Raw genomic sequence first — 19,547 nt, forward strand, 5'->3', positions numbered from 1 at the left:
TCGGGCGGCTCACGACAGGTCCAGCCGGCCCGGTCGGGGTCACGGAGCCCGACCGTCGCCTCCGCGGCATCCGCGCAGGCCAGGACGGACACGACGGAGTGGCAGGCACCGCCCCGCTCCGCCTCGTCGGTCCTGCGCCGTACGCCCACGTACCGGCCGAGCCCGGGCCCCGGGGCGGACGGTGCCCGCCGGGGCGCGGCACCGCCCGCCCCTCCCGCGTGCCGTCTCAGCAGGCGGGGACCTCCGGCAGCCAGGACCGGGCGACGCCGATGTGGATGTCGGGGACGTGGGCGCCGTGGTCGGGCGGCAGCGACCGGCCGTCGTTGCTGGAGCCGTCCGCCTGCACGGCCCGGTCCCGCACCCGGCACCGGGCCGGCACCGCCGTCGGCCCGGTCAGTGACGCGAGGCGGTCGGACGCGGTGGCCGCCGACCGGCGGACGTCCACTCCGGTGTCCCACGCCCGGAGCGATTTGGCGGTGCTGCCGTCGCCGGTCCACAGGTAGGTGACGGTCACCCAGCCGTTGTCGTTCAGCCCGACGTTGTAGAAGGTGCCGTCGGCCAGGTCGATGCCGGCCGGGTTGAGGACACGGCGGCCGAAGCCGTCGAGGCCGCCGTTGTAGCCGCTCTCGTACGCCGCCTGGGCCTCGGGCAGGCCCTGCGGCAGATCCTTGAACGTCTCGCGGACCGAGGACGGGTTCCAGTGGTCGTCGCGTGTGTTCCACGGACCGACGTCCCACACCGGGGCCGTCTCGCAGCGGGCGGGCCCGCACACGCGTACCGAGTACTCGCCGCTGCCCTTGGGGGACAGGCCGCGCCGGGAGGGCAGCGCGACGAAGTGGTCGTTCGGCCGGATCACATGGCCGTTGGCCGTGGTGCCGCCGACCAGGCCCTCGCGGGTGGCGAAGACCCGGGCGGTGAAGGCCTCGGCCGCCGCCGGGCGGGGGGTGGTGACGGCCGCGTCGTCCGCGGTGAGCCGCAGGCGCCGGACGACGGGACCGTCACCGCCGGGACCGCCCTGGAGGGTCAGCCGTGCCTGGACGTCCGTCACCGTGCGCGGCAGCTCCGCCGGTGAGCCGGGGGAGGCCTCGCGCCATTCGGTCCAGGGCCGGTCACGGTCGCGGCCGCGGACGTCGACGTGCATCCGCGTCCCCGGCGGCACGTCGGCCACCACCTCGGCGGCGACCCGGTTGACGCCGTGCGCCAGTCGGTGCACCGGCAGCACGGCGGAGCCCTCCGCGCGCCCGGTGCCCGCGGAGGCGGCGGGGAGGCCGGTGTCCCGGATGCGCAGCGCGTCGCCGGTGTGCCGGACGTTGGCGTCGTCGTCCGCGACGCCGGCCAGGTCCACGTCCCAGCTGACGACGGTGCGCGCGGCGGCCGCCCCCGCAACCGCCGCCTCCTCTTCTGCTGCCGCTGCCGGGGGCGGCTCCGCCGATGCGGCTCCGGCGCCCAGAACCGGCCCGGTGAGCGCCAGCAGTGCCAGCAGCGACACCGCGCCCGCCGCCGGACGGTACCGCGCTCCGCCGCCGGTGCCGCTTCTTCCCTTCCCGCGCATGGGTCTGCTCCCTTTCGTCGAGTCGTGCGTGGTCGTCTTCCGTCGTGTCGTACGTCGACTGGTCACGCACTTGTCTTCGGGCACACCGGGCGCGGGGGTGAGGCGGGAGGGACCTGTGCTCGGCCGTCGGAGTGAGGCGGCTGCTGCGGAGTGGTGATCGAGCCGTACCCGCCCGTGGAGGCCGGGCACGGGCCGCGACACACCGGGGGCCGGCGGTCCGCGGCGGCGGGTCCCACCGCTGGTCGGGCTCGCCCGGCAGTGGGACGCTGAAGGGGAAGCCGTCTGCCCGACGAGACTCGCGAGACTCGGGAGGGTTCATGGGGCGAGACGTCCCGGCGCTCGTCTTCACCCGTGAGGACCGCCGCCGCTACCGGGAGAAGATGCAGACCTGCCTCGACACGTTCGCCCAGATGCTGCGCGAGGCGCGTTTCGAGTCCGAGCGGCCGCAGGTGGGGCTCGAGATCGAGCTGAATCTGGTGGACGGGGCCGGAGAGCCCGCGATGCGGAACACCGACGTGCTCGAGGCGATCGCGGACCCGGCCTGGGACACCGAGCTCGGCCGGTTCAACCTGGAGATCAACATTCCGCCGCGGACCCTGACGGCGGGCGGCCCGGACGCCTGGGAGCAGGAGATCCGCGACGCCCTCAACCACGCGGAACAGCGGGCCTCCGGGGTCGGGGCGCATCTGGCCATGATCGGCATCCTGCCGACGCTGCGGCAGCGGGACGTCGGGGAGGCGGCGCTGTCGGAGAACCCGCGCTACCGGCTGCTCAACGAGCAGGTGTTCGCGGCACGCGGTGAGGATCTGCGGATCGCCGTGGACGGGGTGGACCGGCTCCGTACGTACGCGGACACCATCACGCCGGAGGCCGCGTGCACCAGCACGCAGTTCCATCTGCAGGTCTCGCCGGGGGAGTTCGCCGGTTACTGGAACGCGGCACAGGCGATCGCAGGGGTGCAGGTCGCGCTGGCGGCGAACTCCCCTTTCCTGTTCGGCAAGGAGCTGTGGCGCGAGACCCGGATCCCGCTCTTCGAGCAGGCGACCGACACCCGGCCGGAGGAGATCAAGATCCAGGGGGTGCGGCCGAGGGTGTGGTTCGGCGAGCGGTGGATCAACAGTGTCTTCGACCTCTTCGAGGAGAACGTGCGCTACTTCCCCGCCCTGCTGCCCCTGTGCGACGACGAGGACCCGCACGAGACGCTCGACGGCGGCGACATCCCCGAACTGGCCGAGCTGACGCTGCACAACGGCACCATCTACCGCTGGAACCGCCCGGTGTACGCCGTCGCCTACGGCAAGCCGCACCTGCGCGTCGAGAACCGGGTCCTCCCGGCAGGGCCCACCGTCGCCGACACCCTCGCCAACGGCGCCTTCTACTACGGGGTGACCCGCGCCCTCGTGGACGAGGAGAGGCCGGTCTGGTCCCGGATGTCGTTCCAGGCGGCGGAGGACAACCTGCACGCGGCGGCGCGGCACGGCATCGACGCCCGGCTCTACTGGCCGGGCATGGGCGAGGTCCCGGTGGCCGAGCTCGTACTGAGACGTCTGCTGCCGATGGCCCACCGCGGGCTCGAGCTCTCCGGCATGGACTCGGCGTGGCGGGAGCCGCTGCTCGGCATCATCGAGCAGCGATGTGTCACCGGCCGCAACGGAGCCCTGTGGCAGGCCGAGACGTACCACCACATCGACGCGAGGAACCGGGTCGACCACCACGAGGCGCTTCGGCTGATGACCCGGCAGTACATCGAGTACATGCATCTGAACGCTCCCGCCCACACCTGGCCCGTCGACTGAACGAGGGGCGTTCCGGCCGGCTGCAGCCACAAGGCAAGGCCCGGCGCGGCATCCGCGCATCCGAACCGGAACCTTCTCGCGGGCCGTCCCACCCGCCCTCCCCGCATGCTGCAGGAGCCGTGGGAGCGCCAGGCCGTACGTCGCCCTGATGACGACCTTTCACCCCTGACGGCAGTCCTCCCGGCGCCGAGGCACGGCAGTCCCTCGGCGTGGTGCCGGCCGACCACCCGAAGAGGAAATGTCGCTTTCAGTGCGTTATCTGTGTAATGGGGTGCCATGCGTCGACGAGGTGCGCGGTCCGAGACGCCCCATTGACCCCAAGAATGTCCAATATCGAGTGAATCGCCACCTTTGCCAAGGAAGGTAAATTTCAGTGCGATTGCTGCGAGTTGGCAAGGATGTGGAGCCCTTGGCGGTGACCGTGGTTGCGCTCGGGGCCAGTGATGTCGGTCACCTGGCCGTCTGCGACGGACAGGTGACCGCGCCCGCCACTCCCCTTTGGCGGAGCGGAATTTGGGTTTCTTGACACGGTTATGACAATTGAAATGAACCGCGCGAAACCGCCTTTCGTATTGTGATCGACAATTCGCCACTTGTTTCGCCCGGATGCTCTCGCTTACGGTCACCGTCAATCCGGGTGGACCGCCGAATCCTGCCACCGTCCGGAAACCAGACCGCACCCACTCACGTACGGCAGGAGCGGGGGAACCAGGTAAGCCGCCGTACCGGATTGCGAACCGAATCCGGTACGGCTCGGGGTGAAGCCGCATTCTGTGCGGCCGGGCATCTCCAGCCCGAACCCGACAGCTCACCTCGCAGGCGACGGAGAGGAATTGGCCATGCCCGCAAAGGGTAAGCACCGTCGTCCCAAGTCCCGTTCACTCACCCGCGGGTTCATCGCCGCGAGCACGGGTGGCGCGGCTCTCGCCCTCCCGATCATGGGCGCGGCGACCGCCCAGGCGGCTCCCGCGGCGCAGCCCGTCGCCGCGGAGAAGGCCGTGGCTCCCGCCGCCGTCGCCTCCGCCGCACAGGTCGCGGCGAAGAAGACCGGCTCCGTGACCTATTCCGTGGTCGTGGGCGACTCCCTTTCCAAGATCGCCGATCAGCATTCCCTCGACGGCGGCTGGAAGCAGCTCTACAAGGACAACCGCAAGGCTGTCGGCGAGGACCCGGATCTGATCCACCCGGGCCTCGAGCTCACCGTCGGAGCCAAGGCTGCGGCGAAGGAAAAGGACGCGCCCAAGAAGGCCGACCGGACCGCCGAGACCGACCGCGCGGACCGCTCCGAGCGCAAGAGCGCGCCGGCCGCCGAGACCGCCGCGACGACCACGAAGAAGGCCGCGCCCGCCGCGAAGCCGGCCGCGTACGCGAACAACCTCGACGGCTGGATCAAGGAATCGCTGGACATCATGGCTCAGCACGGAATTCCGGGGTCCTACGACGGAATCCACCGCAACATCATGCGTGAGTCCTCCGGCAACCCGCTGGCCATGAACAACTGGGACATCAACGCCATCAACGGCACGCCTTCGAAGGGCCTGCTGCAGGTCATCCAGCCGACCTTCGACGCCTACCACGTCCCCGGCACGTCCTACGACCTGTTCGACCCGGTCGCCAACATCACCGCCGCGTGCAACTACGCCGCCGACCGGTACGGCTCGATCGACAACGTGAACGGTCCCTACTGACGGGACCTCGCGACGGCCTCGCCGTCGCAACTCACCGGGCCGGTGCCCGGGTCGCCCCCGACGGCGCCCCGGACACCGGCCCGAGTCGTCCCCGGGAACTTCCACGAGACGGGCCGGATCGCCTGCCCGCGGCCGTCGGAGGATCGACGGCCGAACCCGCGCAGCCCACTGCGCGAAGATCAAGCATGCTGGCGGATCGGCCAGGCTCAGAGCCCCTGACGAACAGCTTCTTCGGCCGTTTGCGGTTCCTCGTCTCGCGGTCCGGTTGCATAGGCCAGCGGTGGTGCGATGGCCTGGGCATCGGCGCCCTCGCCGACCCATAGCCCGATGAAGAGTGCCGCGGTCGCCTCCAGGAGTCCCGCTCGTTCGAGAGAGCCGCCGGCAACGGGCTCGCAGCCGACATGCCGCACCAACTCGTGTACAAGTGTGAGAGCCGTTGCGTCGTCTCCGCAGACCGGAACGGCCAGCCGCCGCCCGTCGAAAACGGGTGGCGACATGCGCCACACGTCCTCGTGGCAGAGATTGAACGCCTTGACCACGTGGGTTCCCAGTGCGGCCGCGGCCAGTTGCTGTGCGGCCGGGAGGCCACTCCGTGTCAGAAGCCGGAAGCCCGGACCGACCGGATTGGAACAGTCGATCAGCACCTTGCCGTCCAGGGCCACCCGCAGTGTCCGCACCACGCTCTCCCCCGCACCGAGGGGCAGAGCAACCAGCACCACCTGACCGAACTCGGCCGCCGCACGCAGACCGCCGGCCTTCGCACCGCCCCCGAGACGCGCCGCGAGCCGCTCCGCCTTGTGCATGTCCCGCCCTCCGACGGCCACGTCGTGCCCGGCGCGGACCCAGTGGGTGGCGAGCGCGTCCGCCATGTTGCCTGTGCCCAGTACACCGATTCTCATCACGCATTCCCTCCCAGGCCCTGTCTGGACCGTTCGCAACGACGTTAGAGAACCTGTCGGGCACCATTTGGTACGTGACGACCAACGCCTTCCTCGCCGACTGCCGTGCTCGCCTGGCCTTCGACCTCCTGTCCAACACCTGGAACGCCGTGGTGCTCTGGGCGCTGCGCGACGGTCCCAGACGTCCGGTCGAACTACGCGAGCAGATCGGGGGAATCAGCTCCAAGGTCCTCACCGAGACGCTGCGGCGCCTGCAGTCCAACGGACTGGTCGACCGGCGGGCGCACCCTGGAGCGCCACCGCGTGTTGAATACCAACTCACCACTCTGGGCAGGACTTTGCTGGCGCCCATCGACGCAGTCGGAGCGTGGGCCTTCGAGCACGGCAACGAGGTCATGGCCGCCCAGGAAGCGGCATGCACCGCCACCCGGCGCCTTTCGGAGTGAGCGCAGGCGTCACTGGCAGACGAGTGCGCAGCGAGGTTGTCACATGTGACTTGATGTTCGTGCGGCATGAAGCCGGTCGTGGATGCTGCCCCATCGAAGCGTCTGCTCCTGATGAACTCTGAGGTCGGCTTGCTCCGTTGCTGCCGGCGTCCGTTGCCCGTCCGCCCCGGATCGGAACCTCTACGGGCCGGGTGAGCCGCCGAACTTCACTTGCATTCATTCTGAGCTCGGGTGAAGGGGTGTCATGGTAGGGAATGAGAACCTGATCGAAATCACCAGGGGGCTTGTCTCCGAAAGTTCGCGAGTCAGGGAGGGGACCTGCGAGAGAGTTTGTGACTGGCTTCATTCCCTTGACCGGCGGGAAGTGGCTCTCGTGAGTTCACTGCTCTCCTCCGTGGTGATCGTGGAGGATGATGTAGATTGCCTAGAAAGTGAACTCCATGCCATCGCTGAGCTAGTGGAAACCGGGTTTGTTGAAGCGCTTCAACTCGCGCCGCTTCGCGGCTTGTCGATCGAGCGGCTCGACGTTTCGGCGCGCGAACATCTTGCGTATCTTATGGGTGAGTATTTTCCAGCTACGATCATTCCGTAGGGATCGTTGAGAGCGGACATGGTGGTCGATACGCCGTGATCGACCTCGCCGATGGGTGTCGGGCGGCCTCTTCGTGACCCTGAACCGCCTTGTGCCGGGGGCCCCTATGTCTTTGGTCAAGGGAAACGGGGTGCGTTGGGCCAGGGAGCCGGGCAGCATGGCGCGGTGGCCGATCTGCTGTGGGATGACGTGAGCTGTTTCTTCGACCCAGACTTGGTGGGGTCGCTGCCGGACGTGCGTGTCCCGAACACCTCGGTGGAGGACTGGCAGGCGGTCCTCGATCTTGTCGCGGAGGAGGGCTGGAAGTACCAGTACTCCGAAGGCGAGGCGGTGCTTCCGGTGCCACGAGCGGAGGACGTGCTGTCCCGCCCGGCGGATGCCGAGTGCCCGGACCTGCGGGTCTGGCCGACCGTCGATGTGTTGGCGATCTTCCGATTCCATGCCGACGATGAAGTCGACTTCGACATCGACGTGCGGGAGTTGCAGGGCCAGGAACGACTTGATGTGTTTTGCGACTTCCTTCGGGAGATCGGGCGGCGGCTGGGTAAGCCGGTGCTGATGGACACAGAGGGCGACTATGGCCATCCGGTGCTCGGCTTCGACGTCGAGGCTGATCGAGTCGTTCTCCTCGCAGACCCGCAGGTCAGGTGACTGCGCCGCCGGCTGCGGCGGCGTCGGGCGAGGCCAGCTGCTCGGCCATCCGCGGCGCCTTCGGCCGCATCAAAGTGACCAGGCGCCGCCGTCCGGCCTTGCGGATCTGGGCTGGTGATCCGAACCGTTCCAGCAGCGTGAGGACGGCCGGATGCTGCAACCGCGGCCCCAGCACTCGCTCCAGTGACGGGTGGATCTGGGCGAGCAGGCCGTCCGAGACCCAGAAGTACCGACTCCCGAGGGCATCGTCGGTCCCTCGCTCGACCGGTTCAGACGCTGTCCTGTGACTCATCGCGCGAGTGTCCCTGGTCGGGGCATCGACCTCAACCCGGATCCGCTGCCCGTCATACGTCGATGGGCAGCGGTCAACCGCCGCCCATCGGCAGTTCAGGCGCGAGCGTCGGCCGCAAGCGTGATGAACGCAGCCCAAGCAACGGGCGACGCGGTCAGCGGGCGCAGCTCGGTGTCCTTCGAGTCGCGGACAAGAACCGCTTCCATGCGTACGGCGACCTCAACACAGTTGTCGCCTTCGCTGCCGCTGTAGCTGCTCTTGAACCAGGCCTGGTCAATGGTGCTCATAGCGCTCCTCGCATCTGCTCCAGCAAACTCACTGTGGCCCTGCAAGCATGAGCCTGCGAACGCAGCTTGCCATAGCGCTGGAGCAGCACGCTCACATCGTTGGGCGCTGTGATGAGGTTGCTGGACCGCTGACCTTCGGTGTAACCGATCCATCTGTGGTCAGCTGTTTCAGCGAGATACATTTGCCCGTCGACACCACAGTGGTCCTCTTGGCGCAGGGGCATGATCTGGATTTCGACATTGCGCAGGCGGCCGATCGTCAACAGGTGATCGATCACGGTCTTCGTCACGTGGTCACCACCCGTGCTCCGCTCGAGAACGGCTTGCTCGATGATGAAGCTGAACGCTGTGTTCGGCCGCTGCATGAGGAGTTGCTGCCGTTCGAGCCGTGCGGCAACTTCGCGCTCGATCTGCTCTTCCGTGACCGGCGGCAACCTGCGGTCGAAGAGGCCCCGGATGTACAGCTCGGGCTGCAGCATCCCCGGAATCGCCCGGCACTCGTACGCGTAGAGCGAGATCGCTTCCTCCTCGATCCCCGCCCACTGCCGGAACCACGACGCCAGCCCCGCCTTCCGAGTCAGGCTCCGTGCCGCCGCCACCAGTACCCTCGCCGCAGCTGCCCCCAGTACCTCCTCGCACCGGTCCAGCAGCTCCCTCGGCGGGAACCGCTTGCCCTGCTCGATCTTGGCGATGTACGCCGTCGAGTACCGCACCAGCGGCGCGAACTGCTCCTGCGTGAAGCGCGCTTCCTCCCGCAGCGCCTTGAGCACCGCGCCGAAGGTCTTGAGGCTGTCCGACGGCTCCGGTTCACAGCCCCCGCCGTAAACGCCCCCGCCACCCCCTCCGGCCCCGCCCCCGCCCGCCCCGCCGCCGTTGTCCGTCGCCATCGCAGCCGCCTTCCGCTGTGCCGGGCCGCTCCCGCTCGCCCGTACCCGTGCCGTACCGTGCGTCACAACGCGCTGCGCCCCGCGCCCGACTGATCAATGGTCACGTACGGCGACCGACCCGGTCCAGTGCGTCAACCAGTACAGCGGGATCTGTATCGGCGGCGGACCTGCCGACACCCCCTGGCCTCCCCGCACGCTGGTTCCATGCCAGCCGCTCCTCGCATCCCGGCCCCCGCCCCCACTGCCACCCCAAGGCCCGAACCCGGCCACGCACCCACCCCCGTACGGACGTTCGCGCAGCGCTTCTCCGCCACCCGTCGCGGCGCCCGTCTCGCCCGCCTGCTCGCCGCGCACCAGCTCGCGGCGTGGGGGCACCCGCACGGCACGGGCCTCCACGACACGGTGACGCTCGTCGTCGCCGAACTCGCCGCGAACGCCGTGCTCCACGGCCGCGTACCCGGACGGGACTTCGCGCTTCGCCTGGCCGACGACATCGCCCGGGGCGTCATCCGGATCGAGGTGTCCGACACGCACCTCGCGCAGCCGGCCCGATCCCTCCCCGGGCCCGACGCGGACCACGGCCGGGGCCTGCTCCTCGTCGCCGCGCTCGCCACCCGCTGGGGCGTCGACCACCGCCTCGGCCCGGGCAAGACCGTCTGGGCCGAATGCACCCTGCCCACCGCCGCCGAAGTGCCCCGCTCCCACGTCCCGCCGCGGAATGAGTACGGGGAACGTACGTCCTGAGTACGGGGCCGGATCCGCCGCGCCCCCCAGCGCTGGTCGAATCGGAGCATGCTCCCCGAAGCCCTTCGCCACCCCCGCGTGCGCACCGCCACCACCGCCGGAACCGCCCTGGCCGTGACCCTGCTCCCGCTGGTGGCCGGGGTCCTGCTGGCCAAGGCGGCGGCCGCGGACCCGATGACACCGGTGAACGCGATGATCACCAGCGGCGGCCACCGCGCCCGCGTCAGCCGGGCCCACTTGCGCGGCTGCGGCAGGAACGCCCTGGGCCGCTGCCGCGCGGCAGGAGCCGCCGTCCGTGTGCGGACCGGGCGGCACACTTCCGTCGTACGGTGACGACGGCTACGCGAAGTGCAGCCTGGCCTCGGCCGCGCCCCGCGCCGTGGCCACGACGGCGGCCTCGGCCTCCACTCGTCCGCGCACGCCGGCCGGCAGCGGGCCGTCGAACGGCGTGACGGTCACGTCGACCTTCGGGCCGGCCGTCCTCGCACGCCAGGTGCCGGCGATCTCCGTGCCCACCAGCAGGGCGCCCGGCCCTCCGATCGCCCGCCAGATCTCCCTCGCCCGGCTCTTGTCGGGCACGACCAGTCCCCGGTCCCGCGCCTGCAGGAACGGGTCCCCCGGCGGCAACAGCCGTACGAGACCCTGGTCTTCGGCGGCGATCAGCGCATCGACGCCATCGGCCGGGATCCACGCCTTGCTCCCCTCCACGGCCACTTCGACCAGGTCGCCCGGCCACACCTTCCTGACGACGGCCGGCTTGGTGCCGAGGTACTTGGCGACCTCGGCGGGCGTGGCGGGCCCCAGGAAGCGCAGGTAGTTGCGGACCAGCCGCTCTGCCCCCGACGACGCCTCGGGCACCCGGAACCGGCGTTCGAGCGGCGACAGCACCGATCTGCCCCCTTCCACCGCCACCCGGACCGATCCGAACAGCCCGGCCTGCTGGAACAGCAGCCCGGAAACGTGCCGCGCACCGCACGTTTCGCACCAGAAGGTCAGCGACTTCGGTACGGCCGCGCTCACGGCGGAGCTGACCTCGCCCTTGGCCATCGGCCCGGTCACCGTGTCCCGGAACGCCGCCGCCGTGACCCGGAAGGCATCGAGGCCGAGCTTCGCCCCCTCCTTGATCACGGCTGAGCTGATCCGTGCCGTCGCGTCGGCGTCGTCGACCGGCCACAGCGCGTCCGCGAGGCCCTCCAGGTCTCCGGCCCGATGCAGATGCGGCGCTCCCCGGAACGACCACACGAGCTCCAGCCCCTCACCGGACGCGCCCCGCGCGGCGAGCGCGGCGCGAGCGGAACCGCTGGGCGTGTCCTGCACACCCAGGGCGAGCACCTCGGGCGCGGCCACGACCCGGTCCAGCCCCTGCACCGCCACCCGATACGCCAGCACCTGCTCCCTGGCCACTTCCACCGTGCCCGCGCTCCCCATGATCTGCTCCTTTCCGAGCGTTGCCCAACGGTAGGGCGAGACCCCCTCGCGCATGCGTGGGACGGGCCCGACGGAGCCCGATCGGAGGGGCATCCGGGCGCGGGAAGCGTGACGCGAAGGTCACGTAGGGTCAAGTCATGACCACGCCACCCCACCAGTACCCCGGTCCGTACGGACCTCCTCAGCAGCCGGGTCCGTACGCCCACGGACAGCCCCAGCAGCAGCCCCGCTTCCCGCCCCAGACGCCGCATCAGGCTTATCCGCCCTATCCGCAGCAGCAGTTCCCCGGGCCCGGGCCGCACGGATGGGGGCAGGCCCCCGTCGGGCCGCCGCCCAAGAAGGATCGGCCGTGGCTGATCGTCGGCCTCACCCTGGGGGCGGTCGCCGCGGTGGGGCTGCTGTCGTTCATCGGCAACCTCGGCAGCGACAGGGGCAGTGCACCGGATGCCGTCTTCCCTCCCGCCGAGTACCGGCTCACCGTGCCGAAGGAACTGCTGGACGGCGAGTACGCGCTCATCAAGGACGGCTCCGCGGACGCCGACGCCGATCTGCAGAAGGACGCCGCCTACAGCCGCGATCCGGACCTGCGTGATCCGAGGGCGAGCCTCGGGTCCTACAACGGCACGGCGACGGACGCGCGGCGCGGGCTGGTCCTGACCGGGCTGCACGGGCGGTTCAGGGACCCGGCTCAGGTGCGGGACAGCCTGCTGGACGGCATGGGCAAGGCGGACGGCATGTCCGAGGCGCGTACGCCTGAGACCGTCAGACCCGCGGGCTCCGACGTCGATCTGCGGTGCGCCGTCATGCTGTCGAAGGACACGGACGGAACCTCGACGGTCCCCGTCTGCGCCTGGGGCGACGGCAACACGGCTGCCTACGTCGCGTTTCTGACGCCCGCGGACGCCGCGGAGGACCCGGATTCGGTCGATCTCGAGGCGACGGCCCGGAAAGTGCTGCAGGTGCGTGAGGAAACCCGGACACCGATCGGCTGACCGCATTGGTCTCGTACAGGTTCATCCTCCATACTGCCCGCCGTGGAGCAGCAGATAGATCCGAAGACGAAGATCGAAATCGGCGTGGGGACGGATCCGGCGTTCATCCCCGGTCTCACAGGGCCCTCACCTGCCGTGAAGGACCGGAAGGAGGAGGACGGGACGGAGGTCGAGCCGGCGGACGAGACGCCTGCGGCGTCGAACGACGGTGCGGAGGACGGTGCGGGAGACGGCGCGGACGAAGACGCCGAGGAAGGCGCCGAGGAGCCGGCCGGCGAGAGCGCCGAGGAGAACTCCGACGACGACAGCGACGACAGCGACGACGACACCGATGGCGCTACCGGCGACGACACGGCGGCGGATGCCGCGGCCGGGTCCGACGGGCCCGTCTTCCGGGTGAGCGACCGCCGCGGGTCGATCGCCGCGGGCCCCTCCGGTGTCCGCTTCACCCTGGACGACCAGGAGGCGGAGTTCGGCTGGGACGAGATCGGAGCGGTCGAGGTGAAGCCGGCCCGCTTCGGGCGCCGGTTCACCGTCACGGTCCACATGGCGGCCAACCGCTGGTTCAACGCCGACGTCGAGGCTCCGGCCAGGAGTCAGTTGAAGGAGTGGACGGCTGAGCTGGACGCGGTGCTCGACGCGTACTTCGACGAGGGCTGACGGTCCTCCCGACGGCCGTAGGGACCACGCCTGGGTGGGCGCGACACAAGCCCGCCCAGGCGTGGTTTATGCCGATTTGGTCGTTATTGCGCATAGCTTCGGTTTATGACAAAGCGACAAACGACCATGCTCGGATGCGCGGCGCTGCTCGTCGTGTCCGGCCTCGGCGCGGCGGCCCCCGCCCACGCCGCCGTCACCCACCAGGTACAGCCGGGCGAGTCGATCCAGGCGGCCGTGGACGCCGCACGGCCCGGCGACACGATCGAGATCGCCGCCGGCACCTACACCGAGAGCGTCCGGATCACCACGTCCGGCCTGACCCTGCGCGGCGAGGGCAGCCGGACGGTGCTCAAGCCGTCCACGTCCGCCGCCGAAGCGGGTTCCTGCGCCGCGGCAGGCAACGGAATCTGTGTGCTCGGCACCGAGAAGCAGCCCGTCGAAGGCGTACAGGTCCTCTCCCTGAGGCTCAGCGGCTTCGACCGGAACGGCCTCTGGGCCGAGTGGACCGACCGGCTGACCGTCCGGTCCGTCACGTCGGAGAACAACGGGACCTGGGGCATCGCCCAGCAGCGCTCCACCCGCTCGGCCCTGCGGAGCAACCTCGTCCAGGGCAACGGCGACGCCGGCATCTTCGTGGCCAACACCGTCAGCCAGGAGGCCGGTGCCCTCGACACCCGGGGGACGGTCGTCGCCGACAACCGGATGGTCGGCAACCGCATCGGGACCACCGTCCGGCGTGTGCGCAACCTGACACTCCAGTCCAACGACATCACGCAGAACTGCGCCGGCGCGTTTCTCGTCGGCGACGAGACCACCCCACGGGCCGGGGCGCTGACGGTCCGTTTCAACCGCGTGTACGAGAACAACAAGCACTGCGACAAGACCGCGCGGCTGCCCGAGATCCAGGGCACCGGCATCGTCCTCACCGGCACCGAGGACACCCTGGTCGAGTGGAACGTCGTCCGCGGCAACGTGGGCACCGCCCCCATGTCCGGCGGGATCGTGCTCTTCAAGAGCATCGTGGGCGCCGCCGGAAGCGACAACGTCATCAGGAACAACGTGATTCTCGGCAACGGGGCCGCCGACCTGGCCAACCGCGACACGAAGGGCACCGGCAACCTCCTCGCCGGGAACATGTGCCAGTCGTCCGAGCCCGCAGGCCTGTGCTGACCGCCCGGACGGTGCCGACCGGCCCCGGCCACTCACGAAGGACCGATGCGGCATGACCACTGAAAGCGTCGCAACCACTGGAAGCGCAACTATTGAAAGCGCAACCACTGGAAGCGCAATTACTGAAAGCGCAACCACTTCGCCCGCCATGCGGATGAGAGAGCTCGTCTTCGGTGCGGCCTGCGCCGCGGCGCTGCGTGCGGCGGCCAGGCTGGGCGTCGCCGACGCGCTCGGAGAGGCACCCGCGACCGCCGAGGAGCTCGCGGCGGAGGTGAAGGCGCAGCCGAGTCAACTGCGGCGGCTGCTGCGCGCCCTGACCTGCTACGGCATCTTCGAGGAGAACGCGGACGGCGCGTTCGTCCACACGGAGATGTCCAGGCTCCTGCGCGAGGACGACCCGCACAGCCTGCGGTACATCTCGCTGTGGTGCACGGAGCCGTGGACCTGGGACGCCTGGCCTCTCCTCGACGAGGCGGTCAGGACCGGCACCAGCGTCTTCGACGGCCTGTACGGCAAGGAGTTCTTCGACTACCTCCACGCCGACGCGCCGGAGTCGGCCCATGTGTTCAACCGGGCGATGACCACCTCGAGCAGGCAGTCGGCGCGGGACGTCGCGGAGGTCCTCGACCTCGGCGGCGCGAAGACCGTCGCCGACATCGGCGGCGGCCAGGGGCACGTACTGGCCGGGCTGCTCGAGAAGTACGAGGACATCCGCGGCACCCTGCTGGACCTGCCCCGCGTCGTCGCGGCCGCGGACCCCCGGCTGCTCGAGGGCGGCTCACTCGCCGCCCGTGCCGACATCGTCCCCGGCGACTGCCGTCAGGCCATGCCGGTCGCCGCCGACCTCTACATCATCAAGAACATCCTGGAGTGGGACGACGACAGCACCCGCCGGACGCTGCGCAACGTCGTGGCGGCGGCCCGGCCGGGGGCCAGGGTGGTCGTCATCGAGAACCTCGTCGACGACACCCCGTCGATGAAGTTCACCACCTCGATGGACCTGCTGCTGCTCCTCAACGTGGGCGGCGCCAAGCACACGAAGAAGAGCATGATCAGCCGGATGACGGACGCCGGACTGGTCGTCGGGGACGTCCGCCCCGTCAACGCGCATCTGCATCTCTTCGAGAGCGTGGTGCCCGGCTGAGGGCGCACGACGGACGGGCCGGGGGGGCCCCCGCGGCCCCCCCCCGGCCCCCCCCCCCCGGGCCCCCCCCGGGGGGGGGCGGCCCGGGGGGGGGGGCGGGGGGGGGCGGGGGGGGCCCCCCCCGCCCGTCCGCTGCCGGTCCGGAGCACGAGCTCCGGCTCCGGTTCCGGTCAGTCGGGCTGCCAGGTGTAGAACTGCTGCGCCATGGCGTCCTTGGGGCTGCGCCAGGTCTGCGGATCGTACGGACTGACGAACGCGGCGAGCCGGTCGCTGACGCCCCGGAACTCCGGGTGCTCCGTCAGCTCGGCGATCGCCGGACCCGGCGGCCGGTCCGACTCGATCAGATGCAGATAGACGTCGCCGAACTGGAACAGGCTGCGCCGCTTCACCCCGACGAGGTGCGGCAGTTCACCGCTGTCGGAGGCCGCGAACACCTCGGCGATGTCGGGTGCGGAGCCCGGAGCCATCCGGGCGACGATCAGGGCGTGATGCATCGGTGCGGTCCCTTCGGGTACCGTCGGCGGGGAGGGACGTCACACGGCGCCGGCGGGCGCGGTGGTGTCCTTCGACGCCTGGCTGATCCGGGCGCGCTGCTCGATCTTGTTGCGGATGAGGTCCATCTGGATGGGGGAGTTGCGGTTGATGTTGGCCGTCATCCACTCGTCGTCGACGGGCGCGTCCGGCTTCATCGCGAAGTCCTGCGTCCACCGCATCCGCACGCCGCGCGGCGTCTGCTCGTACTCCCAGCGGATGTTCATGTACTGGAAGGGACCCGTCTCGACGCGCCGGGCGGTGACGGTGAGCGCCGAGCGGTCCGCGACGCGCTCGGAGACCCAGCTCCAGACCCGGCCGTTCTCGTCCGGGTACATCGTCAGACGGAACACGGTGCGGTTGCCCTCGCGTTCCATGACCTCGACGGACGCGTACTCGCTGAACAGCTGCGGCCAGTGGTCGAGGTCGTTGGTCATGTCCCACACGAGGTCGAGGGGGGCGTCCACGGTGACTTCGTTCTCGGTGTGTCCAGGCATGTCAGGCTCCTGCCATGAGTGAGTTGTTGACGAGGTCCAGGAACTCTCGCGGCGTCTTGCAGCGGTCGGCCTCGGGCGGCAGGGGACGGCCGTACCGGTTCTCCAGCTCGCCCACGATGCCGAGCAGGCCGAGCGAGTCGAGGCCGTAGACCTCGAACGGCGTGTCGGGCCGCTGTTCCATCTCGTCGGGGTCGACGGTGATGCCGGCGCCCTTCTTCATCAGGGCGGTCAGGTCGGGGATGTTCAGTCGATCCGTCATGGTGACGTTCTCCTTCTCACGAGGGCGTGTCGGCGCCGCGCCTCAGCACGAGCGCCGAGTTCGAACCCATCAGTCCTCGGCTCAGCACCAGTGCCGTGCGCAGCTCCGCCGGGCGGGCCGTGCCGGTCACCAGCGCCAGGTCGTGGCACACGTCGAAGACATGAGGGGTGGGTGGCACGAGGCCGTGCTCCAGGGCCAGCACCGCGGCGGCGGTGTCGAGCAGCGGTGCCCCGCAGTACGCCCGGCCGGTTCCGGTCTTGGGGGCGGTCACCGGTACCCGTGAGCCGTGCGCGCCGAGCGCGTCGGTGATCGCCAGCGCCTCGGCCCGGTCGGCGTCGGGCAGTCCCAGCGCGTCCGCGAAGATCACGTCGACCTCCTCGGGCGAGCAGCCCGCGGCGTCCAGGGCTCCGCCGATCGCCCGCGCCAGCCCTTCGCGTGACTTCTCCCACTGGGAGGCCCCGGTGAAGGTCGAGGCGTGGCCGGCGACCGTCGCGCGGACCCTGACGCCCCGTCCGCGGGCCGCCTCCTCGTCCTCCACGACGAGCATGGCGCCACCCTCACCGGGCACGAAGCCGCATGCCTGGGGCGTGAAGGGCCGGTAGGCGCGGCCCGGGTCGTCGCAGGTGCTCAGTTCCCGGTAGCCCAGCTGGCAGACGATCGAGTACGGGGCCAGCGGGGCCTCCGCCGCGCCGACGACGACGGTCGCGGTGCCGCGGCGGACGGCGCCGGCGGCGTGGGCGACGGCGTCGAGGCCGCCCGCCTCGTCGCTGGCGACGACGCCGCAGGGGCCCTTGAAGCCGCCGCGGATGGAGATCTGCCCGGTGCTCGCCGCGTAGAACCAGGCGATGGACTGGTACGGACCGACATGGCTCGGTCCCTGTCCCCACAGTCGCTGCAGCTCGCGCTGGCCGAACTCGCCGCCGCCGGACCCGGCGGCCGTGACCACCCCGACGGAGTAGGGCGATTCGTCGTACGCGCCTTCGGCGATGCCTGCGTCGGCGAGGGCGAGATCGGCCGCCGCCATGGCGTAGTGGGAGAACCGGTCGGTCTGGACGAGGAAACGCTGCTCGACCATCGACTCGGGGTCGAAGCCGCGCACCTCGCCGGCGACCCGCAACGGCAGGTGCCCGCAGCCCTCACGGCTGACCTGGTCGAGGACGCTGATGCCCTCGACGGTGGACTTCCAGAACGGTTCGACGCCCACGCCGTTGGGGGCGACGACACCGATGCCGGTGACGACGGGGGTGCGCGGTGCGTGCCGGTGGTTGCCAGGGCTCATCGTGCGCTCCCGCCCGGTCGGGTGAGGACGACCGCGGACTGGAAGCCGCCGAAGCCGCTTCCGACCGACAGCACGCTGCGCAGCCTCAGAGGGCGTGCGGTGCGCGGGACGTAGTCCAGGTCGCACTCGGGGTCGGGGGTCTCGTAGTTGGCCGTGGGAGGCACGACCTGCTTGGCCAGGGCCAGCACGCAGGCGACGAGTTCTATCGCGCCGATCGCGCCCAGCGAATGACCGACCATGGATTTGATCGAACTCATCGGCACGTCGTACGCGTGCTCCTTGAGGGACCTCTTGACGGCGGCCGTCTCGTGGCGGTCGTTCTGCTGGGTGCCGGAACCGTGTGCGTTGACGTAGTCGATGTCCGTCCGGTCGAGCCGGGCGTGGTCCATCGCGTCGTCGATCGCCCTCGCCATCTCCATGCCCTCACGGGTGAGCCCCGTCATGTGGTGGGCGTTGCCGAAGGTGGCGTAGCCGCCTATCTCGCAGTAGACGTTCGCGCCGCGGGCCCGGGCGTGTTCCAGCTCCTCGAGGATGAGCACCGCCCCGCCCTCGCCCATCACGAACCCGTCCCGGTTCGCGTCGAAGGGCCGGGACGCGTGGGCGGGGTCGTCGTTGTTGGGCGAGGTCGCCTTGATGGCGTCGAAGCAGGCCACCGTGATCGGTGAGATCGGGGAGTCCGACGCGCCGGCGACGCAGACGTCGGCCCGGCCCTCCTCGATGGCGTGGAAGGCGTAGCCGATCGCGTCGAGACCGGAGGTGCAGCCCGTCGAGACGGTCTGCACCGGGCCCTGCACGCCCACGAGTTCGGCCACTTCTGAGGCGAGTGCGCTGGGGGAGAAGGCGCGGTGCAGATGGGGAGCGGCCTCGCTGTGGTCCACGTCCCAGCGCCTGCCCGAACTGCTGACCTTCACGTAGTCGCGCTCCAGGCGGGTGGTGCCGCCGACCGCGGTGCCCATCGACACGGCGGTCCGCCACGGATCGAGCGTCGCCGCGTCGAGCCCGGCGTCGGCCATGGCCTCGCGTACGGCGACGAGCGCGAACTGCACGTACCGGTCGGCGCGTTGGGCGTCCGCGGCGCCGAGGCCGTGAGCGGCCGGATCGAAGTCGACCTCCGCGGCTATGCGCGAGCGGAACCCGGTCGGATCGAACAGCGTGATCCCTCGGGTCGCGGTCCGGCCGCTCGAGAGCAGGTCCCAGAACGCCGGGGCGCCCACACCTCCTGGTGCGACGATGCCGACGCCGGTCACCGCCACACGCCGGGTCACGACACCGACCCCGTTCGTTCCGGCGGCAGGTGCGCACCGGCGCCCTCTTCCACGGAGGTCTCCTCCGTGTCGACGTGGCCGAGTTCCGGCCGGGGCGCCAGCGGGCCCAGGTGGAAGACCATGCGTGCCTGCGTGCTGCCCACGTTGCGGAAACGGTGCCGCACGTACGGGGGGATGAGCAGGCCCTGGTCGGGGCGGAGGGCGAACGGTTCGCCGTCCAGGTCGACTTCGAGCTCGCCGGCGACGACGTACACGAACTCCTCGGAGTACGGGTGGTAGTGCTCGCCGATGCGGTCGCCGGGCTCGACGAGCGCCAGGCCCATGAAGCCGCTGGTGGCGCCCACGGCGGTGGGGGTGAGCATGGCGCGCAGGTCGCCTCCGCGCCGGCGGTTGGGCTGTGTCTCGCTCAGGTCGACGATGCGATGGGTCGTGGTCATGACTGGTTCCTCCAGGCCTTGCGGCGCGCGGACTTCGGGGTGTCGCACGGC

The 19,547-nt window shown here is 70.5% G+C and carries 22 protein-coding genes, 1 pseudogene and 1 riboswitch; of the genes and pseudogenes, 11 read left to right on the forward strand and 12 right to left on the reverse strand.

The annotated features are described in order from the left end of the window. Positions 1-226 precede the first annotated feature (226 nt). The gene (locus ACFYV1_RS00955) at positions 227-1,552 is read right to left on the reverse strand and encodes a hypothetical protein (protein ID WP_389393197.1); all 1,326 of its coding nucleotides are present in this window, start codon (positions 1,550-1,552) and stop codon (positions 227-229) included. Between the two features lie 317 nt (positions 1,553-1,869). Between ACFYV1_RS00955 and ACFYV1_RS00960 the strand changes: the two genes are divergently transcribed. Together ACFYV1_RS00960 and ACFYV1_RS00965 are read left to right on the forward strand one after the other, a co-directional pair. Then, positions 1,870-3,348, forward strand: a complete 1,479-nt coding sequence (locus ACFYV1_RS00960; protein ID WP_389393198.1) for a glutamate--cysteine ligase — start codon at positions 1,870-1,872, stop codon at positions 3,346-3,348. A gap of 667 nt (positions 3,349-4,015) precedes the next feature. Further along, positions 4,016-4,183, forward strand: a riboswitch (cyclic di-AMP (ydaO/yuaA leader). Positions 4,184-4,187: 4 nt separating this feature from the next. Continuing rightward, complete coding sequence (locus ACFYV1_RS00965; RefSeq protein ID WP_389393199.1) at positions 4,188-5,036, forward strand: transglycosylase SLT domain-containing protein; 849 nt, start codon at positions 4,188-4,190, stop codon at positions 5,034-5,036. 206 nt (positions 5,037-5,242) lie between these two features. Here the strand turns inward: ACFYV1_RS00965 and ACFYV1_RS00970 are convergent, their stop codons facing one another. Beyond that, a complete protein-coding gene (locus ACFYV1_RS00970) occupies positions 5,243-5,935 on the reverse strand; it encodes an NADPH-dependent F420 reductase (protein WP_389393200.1) in 693 nt (230 codons plus the stop codon). A 74-nt stretch (positions 5,936-6,009) separates the two neighbouring features. Between ACFYV1_RS00970 and ACFYV1_RS00975 the strand changes: the two genes are divergently transcribed. From ACFYV1_RS00975 to ACFYV1_RS00985, 3 genes are all read left to right on the forward strand, one after another. Continuing rightward, positions 6,010-6,381: a winged helix-turn-helix transcriptional regulator gene (locus tag ACFYV1_RS00975; RefSeq protein ID WP_389393201.1), complete on the forward strand. Its 372-nt coding sequence runs from the start codon at positions 6,010-6,012 to the stop codon at positions 6,379-6,381. A 373-nt stretch (positions 6,382-6,754) separates the two neighbouring features. Then, positions 6,755-6,973, forward strand: coding sequence for a hypothetical protein (locus ACFYV1_RS00980; protein WP_389393202.1), 219 nt, complete (start codon positions 6,755-6,757; stop codon positions 6,971-6,973). Between the two features lie 165 nt (positions 6,974-7,138). Beyond that, positions 7,139-7,624 carry a hypothetical protein gene (locus ACFYV1_RS00985; RefSeq protein WP_389393203.1) on the forward strand — a complete coding sequence of 162 codons (486 nt, stop codon included), beginning with the start codon at positions 7,139-7,141 and terminating at the stop codon, positions 7,622-7,624. A 34-nt stretch (positions 7,625-7,658) separates the two neighbouring features. Here the strand turns inward: ACFYV1_RS00985 and ACFYV1_RS00990 are convergent. The 3 genes and pseudogenes from ACFYV1_RS00990 to ACFYV1_RS01000 all read right to left on the reverse strand — a co-directional run. Continuing rightward, a pseudogene (locus ACFYV1_RS00990) lies at positions 7,659-7,835 on the reverse strand (IS110 family transposase); the annotation flags it as partial. A gap of 176 nt (positions 7,836-8,011) precedes the next feature. Further along, on the reverse strand, positions 8,012-8,203 hold the full coding sequence (locus tag ACFYV1_RS00995) for a DUF397 domain-containing protein (RefSeq protein ID WP_389393204.1): 192 nt from the start codon (positions 8,201-8,203) through the stop codon (positions 8,012-8,014). Continuing rightward, complete coding sequence (locus ACFYV1_RS01000; RefSeq protein ID WP_389393205.1) at positions 8,200-9,090, reverse strand: helix-turn-helix domain-containing protein; 891 nt, start codon at positions 9,088-9,090, stop codon at positions 8,200-8,202. The genes ACFYV1_RS00995 and ACFYV1_RS01000 overlap by 4 nt, the downstream gene beginning before the upstream one ends. A gap of 204 nt (positions 9,091-9,294) precedes the next feature. Here ACFYV1_RS01000 and ACFYV1_RS01005 point away from each other — a divergent pair, with 204 nt between their 5' ends. After that, positions 9,295-9,834: an ATP-binding protein gene (locus tag ACFYV1_RS01005; RefSeq protein WP_389393206.1), complete on the forward strand. Its 540-nt coding sequence runs from the start codon at positions 9,295-9,297 to the stop codon at positions 9,832-9,834. Between the two features lie 48 nt (positions 9,835-9,882). Beyond that, positions 9,883-10,167 carry a hypothetical protein gene (locus tag ACFYV1_RS01010; RefSeq protein WP_389393207.1) on the forward strand — a complete coding sequence of 95 codons (285 nt, stop codon included), beginning with the start codon at positions 9,883-9,885 and terminating at the stop codon, positions 10,165-10,167. Positions 10,168-10,173: 6 nt separating this feature from the next. On the opposite strand, the gene ACFYV1_RS01015 is transcribed toward ACFYV1_RS01010, so the two are convergent. Continuing rightward, positions 10,174-11,262 (reverse strand): DNA glycosylase AlkZ-like family protein, encoded by a 1,089-nt coding sequence (locus ACFYV1_RS01015; RefSeq protein ID WP_389393208.1) that lies wholly within the window; start codon positions 11,260-11,262, stop codon positions 10,174-10,176. Positions 11,263-11,399: 137 nt separating this feature from the next. Here ACFYV1_RS01015 and ACFYV1_RS01020 point away from each other — a divergent pair, with 137 nt between their 5' ends. The 4 genes from ACFYV1_RS01020 (at position 11,400) to ACFYV1_RS01035 (ending at position 15,228) form a co-directional block, all read left to right on the forward strand. Next, positions 11,400-12,254, forward strand: coding sequence for a hypothetical protein (locus ACFYV1_RS01020; RefSeq protein WP_389393209.1), 855 nt, complete (start codon positions 11,400-11,402; stop codon positions 12,252-12,254). A gap of 42 nt (positions 12,255-12,296) precedes the next feature. After that, entirely contained in the window at positions 12,297-12,914 is a 618-nt protein-coding gene (locus tag ACFYV1_RS01025; protein ID WP_389393210.1) for a hypothetical protein, read from the forward strand. 105 nt (positions 12,915-13,019) lie between these two features. Then, entirely contained in the window at positions 13,020-14,084 is a 1,065-nt protein-coding gene (locus tag ACFYV1_RS01030) for a nitrous oxide reductase family maturation protein NosD (protein ID WP_389393211.1), read from the forward strand. 148 nt (positions 14,085-14,232) lie between these two features. Then, positions 14,233-15,228 (forward strand): methyltransferase, encoded by a 996-nt coding sequence (locus tag ACFYV1_RS01035; protein ID WP_389393212.1) that lies wholly within the window; start codon positions 14,233-14,235, stop codon positions 15,226-15,228. A 170-nt stretch (positions 15,229-15,398) separates the two neighbouring features. Here ACFYV1_RS01035 and ACFYV1_RS01040 read toward each other — a convergent pair whose 3' ends face one another. The 6 genes from ACFYV1_RS01040 to ACFYV1_RS01065 are packed head-to-tail and all read right to left on the reverse strand — an operon-like array spanning position 15,399 to position 19,496. Further along, entirely contained in the window at positions 15,399-15,722 is a 324-nt protein-coding gene (locus ACFYV1_RS01040) for a TcmI family type II polyketide cyclase (RefSeq protein WP_389393213.1), read from the reverse strand. Between the two features lie 39 nt (positions 15,723-15,761). After that, positions 15,762-16,256, reverse strand: coding sequence for an SRPBCC family protein (locus ACFYV1_RS01045; protein ID WP_389393214.1), 495 nt, complete (start codon positions 16,254-16,256; stop codon positions 15,762-15,764). Between the two features lies 1 nt (position 16,257). After that, positions 16,258-16,515 carry an acyl carrier protein gene (locus ACFYV1_RS01050; protein ID WP_389393215.1) on the reverse strand — a complete coding sequence of 86 codons (258 nt, stop codon included), beginning with the start codon at positions 16,513-16,515 and terminating at the stop codon, positions 16,258-16,260. Positions 16,516-16,531: 16 nt separating this feature from the next. Beyond that, the gene (locus tag ACFYV1_RS01055; protein ID WP_389393216.1) at positions 16,532-17,794 is read right to left on the reverse strand and encodes a ketosynthase chain-length factor; all 1,263 of its coding nucleotides are present in this window, start codon (positions 17,792-17,794) and stop codon (positions 16,532-16,534) included. After that, positions 17,791-19,059, reverse strand: a complete 1,269-nt coding sequence (locus ACFYV1_RS01060; protein ID WP_389393217.1) for a beta-ketoacyl-[acyl-carrier-protein] synthase family protein — start codon at positions 19,057-19,059, stop codon at positions 17,791-17,793. Before ACFYV1_RS01060 ends, ACFYV1_RS01055 begins: the two co-directional genes overlap by 4 nt. Continuing rightward, on the reverse strand, positions 19,056-19,496 hold the full coding sequence (locus tag ACFYV1_RS01065; RefSeq protein WP_389393218.1) for a cupin domain-containing protein: 441 nt from the start codon (positions 19,494-19,496) through the stop codon (positions 19,056-19,058). The genes ACFYV1_RS01060 and ACFYV1_RS01065 overlap by 4 nt, the downstream gene beginning before the upstream one ends. Positions 19,497-19,547: the final 51 nt, after the last annotated feature.

The organism is Streptomyces sp. NPDC003023, from assembly GCF_042888225.1.
Classification (GTDB): Bacteria; Actinomycetota; Actinomycetes; order Streptomycetales; family Streptomycetaceae; genus Streptomyces.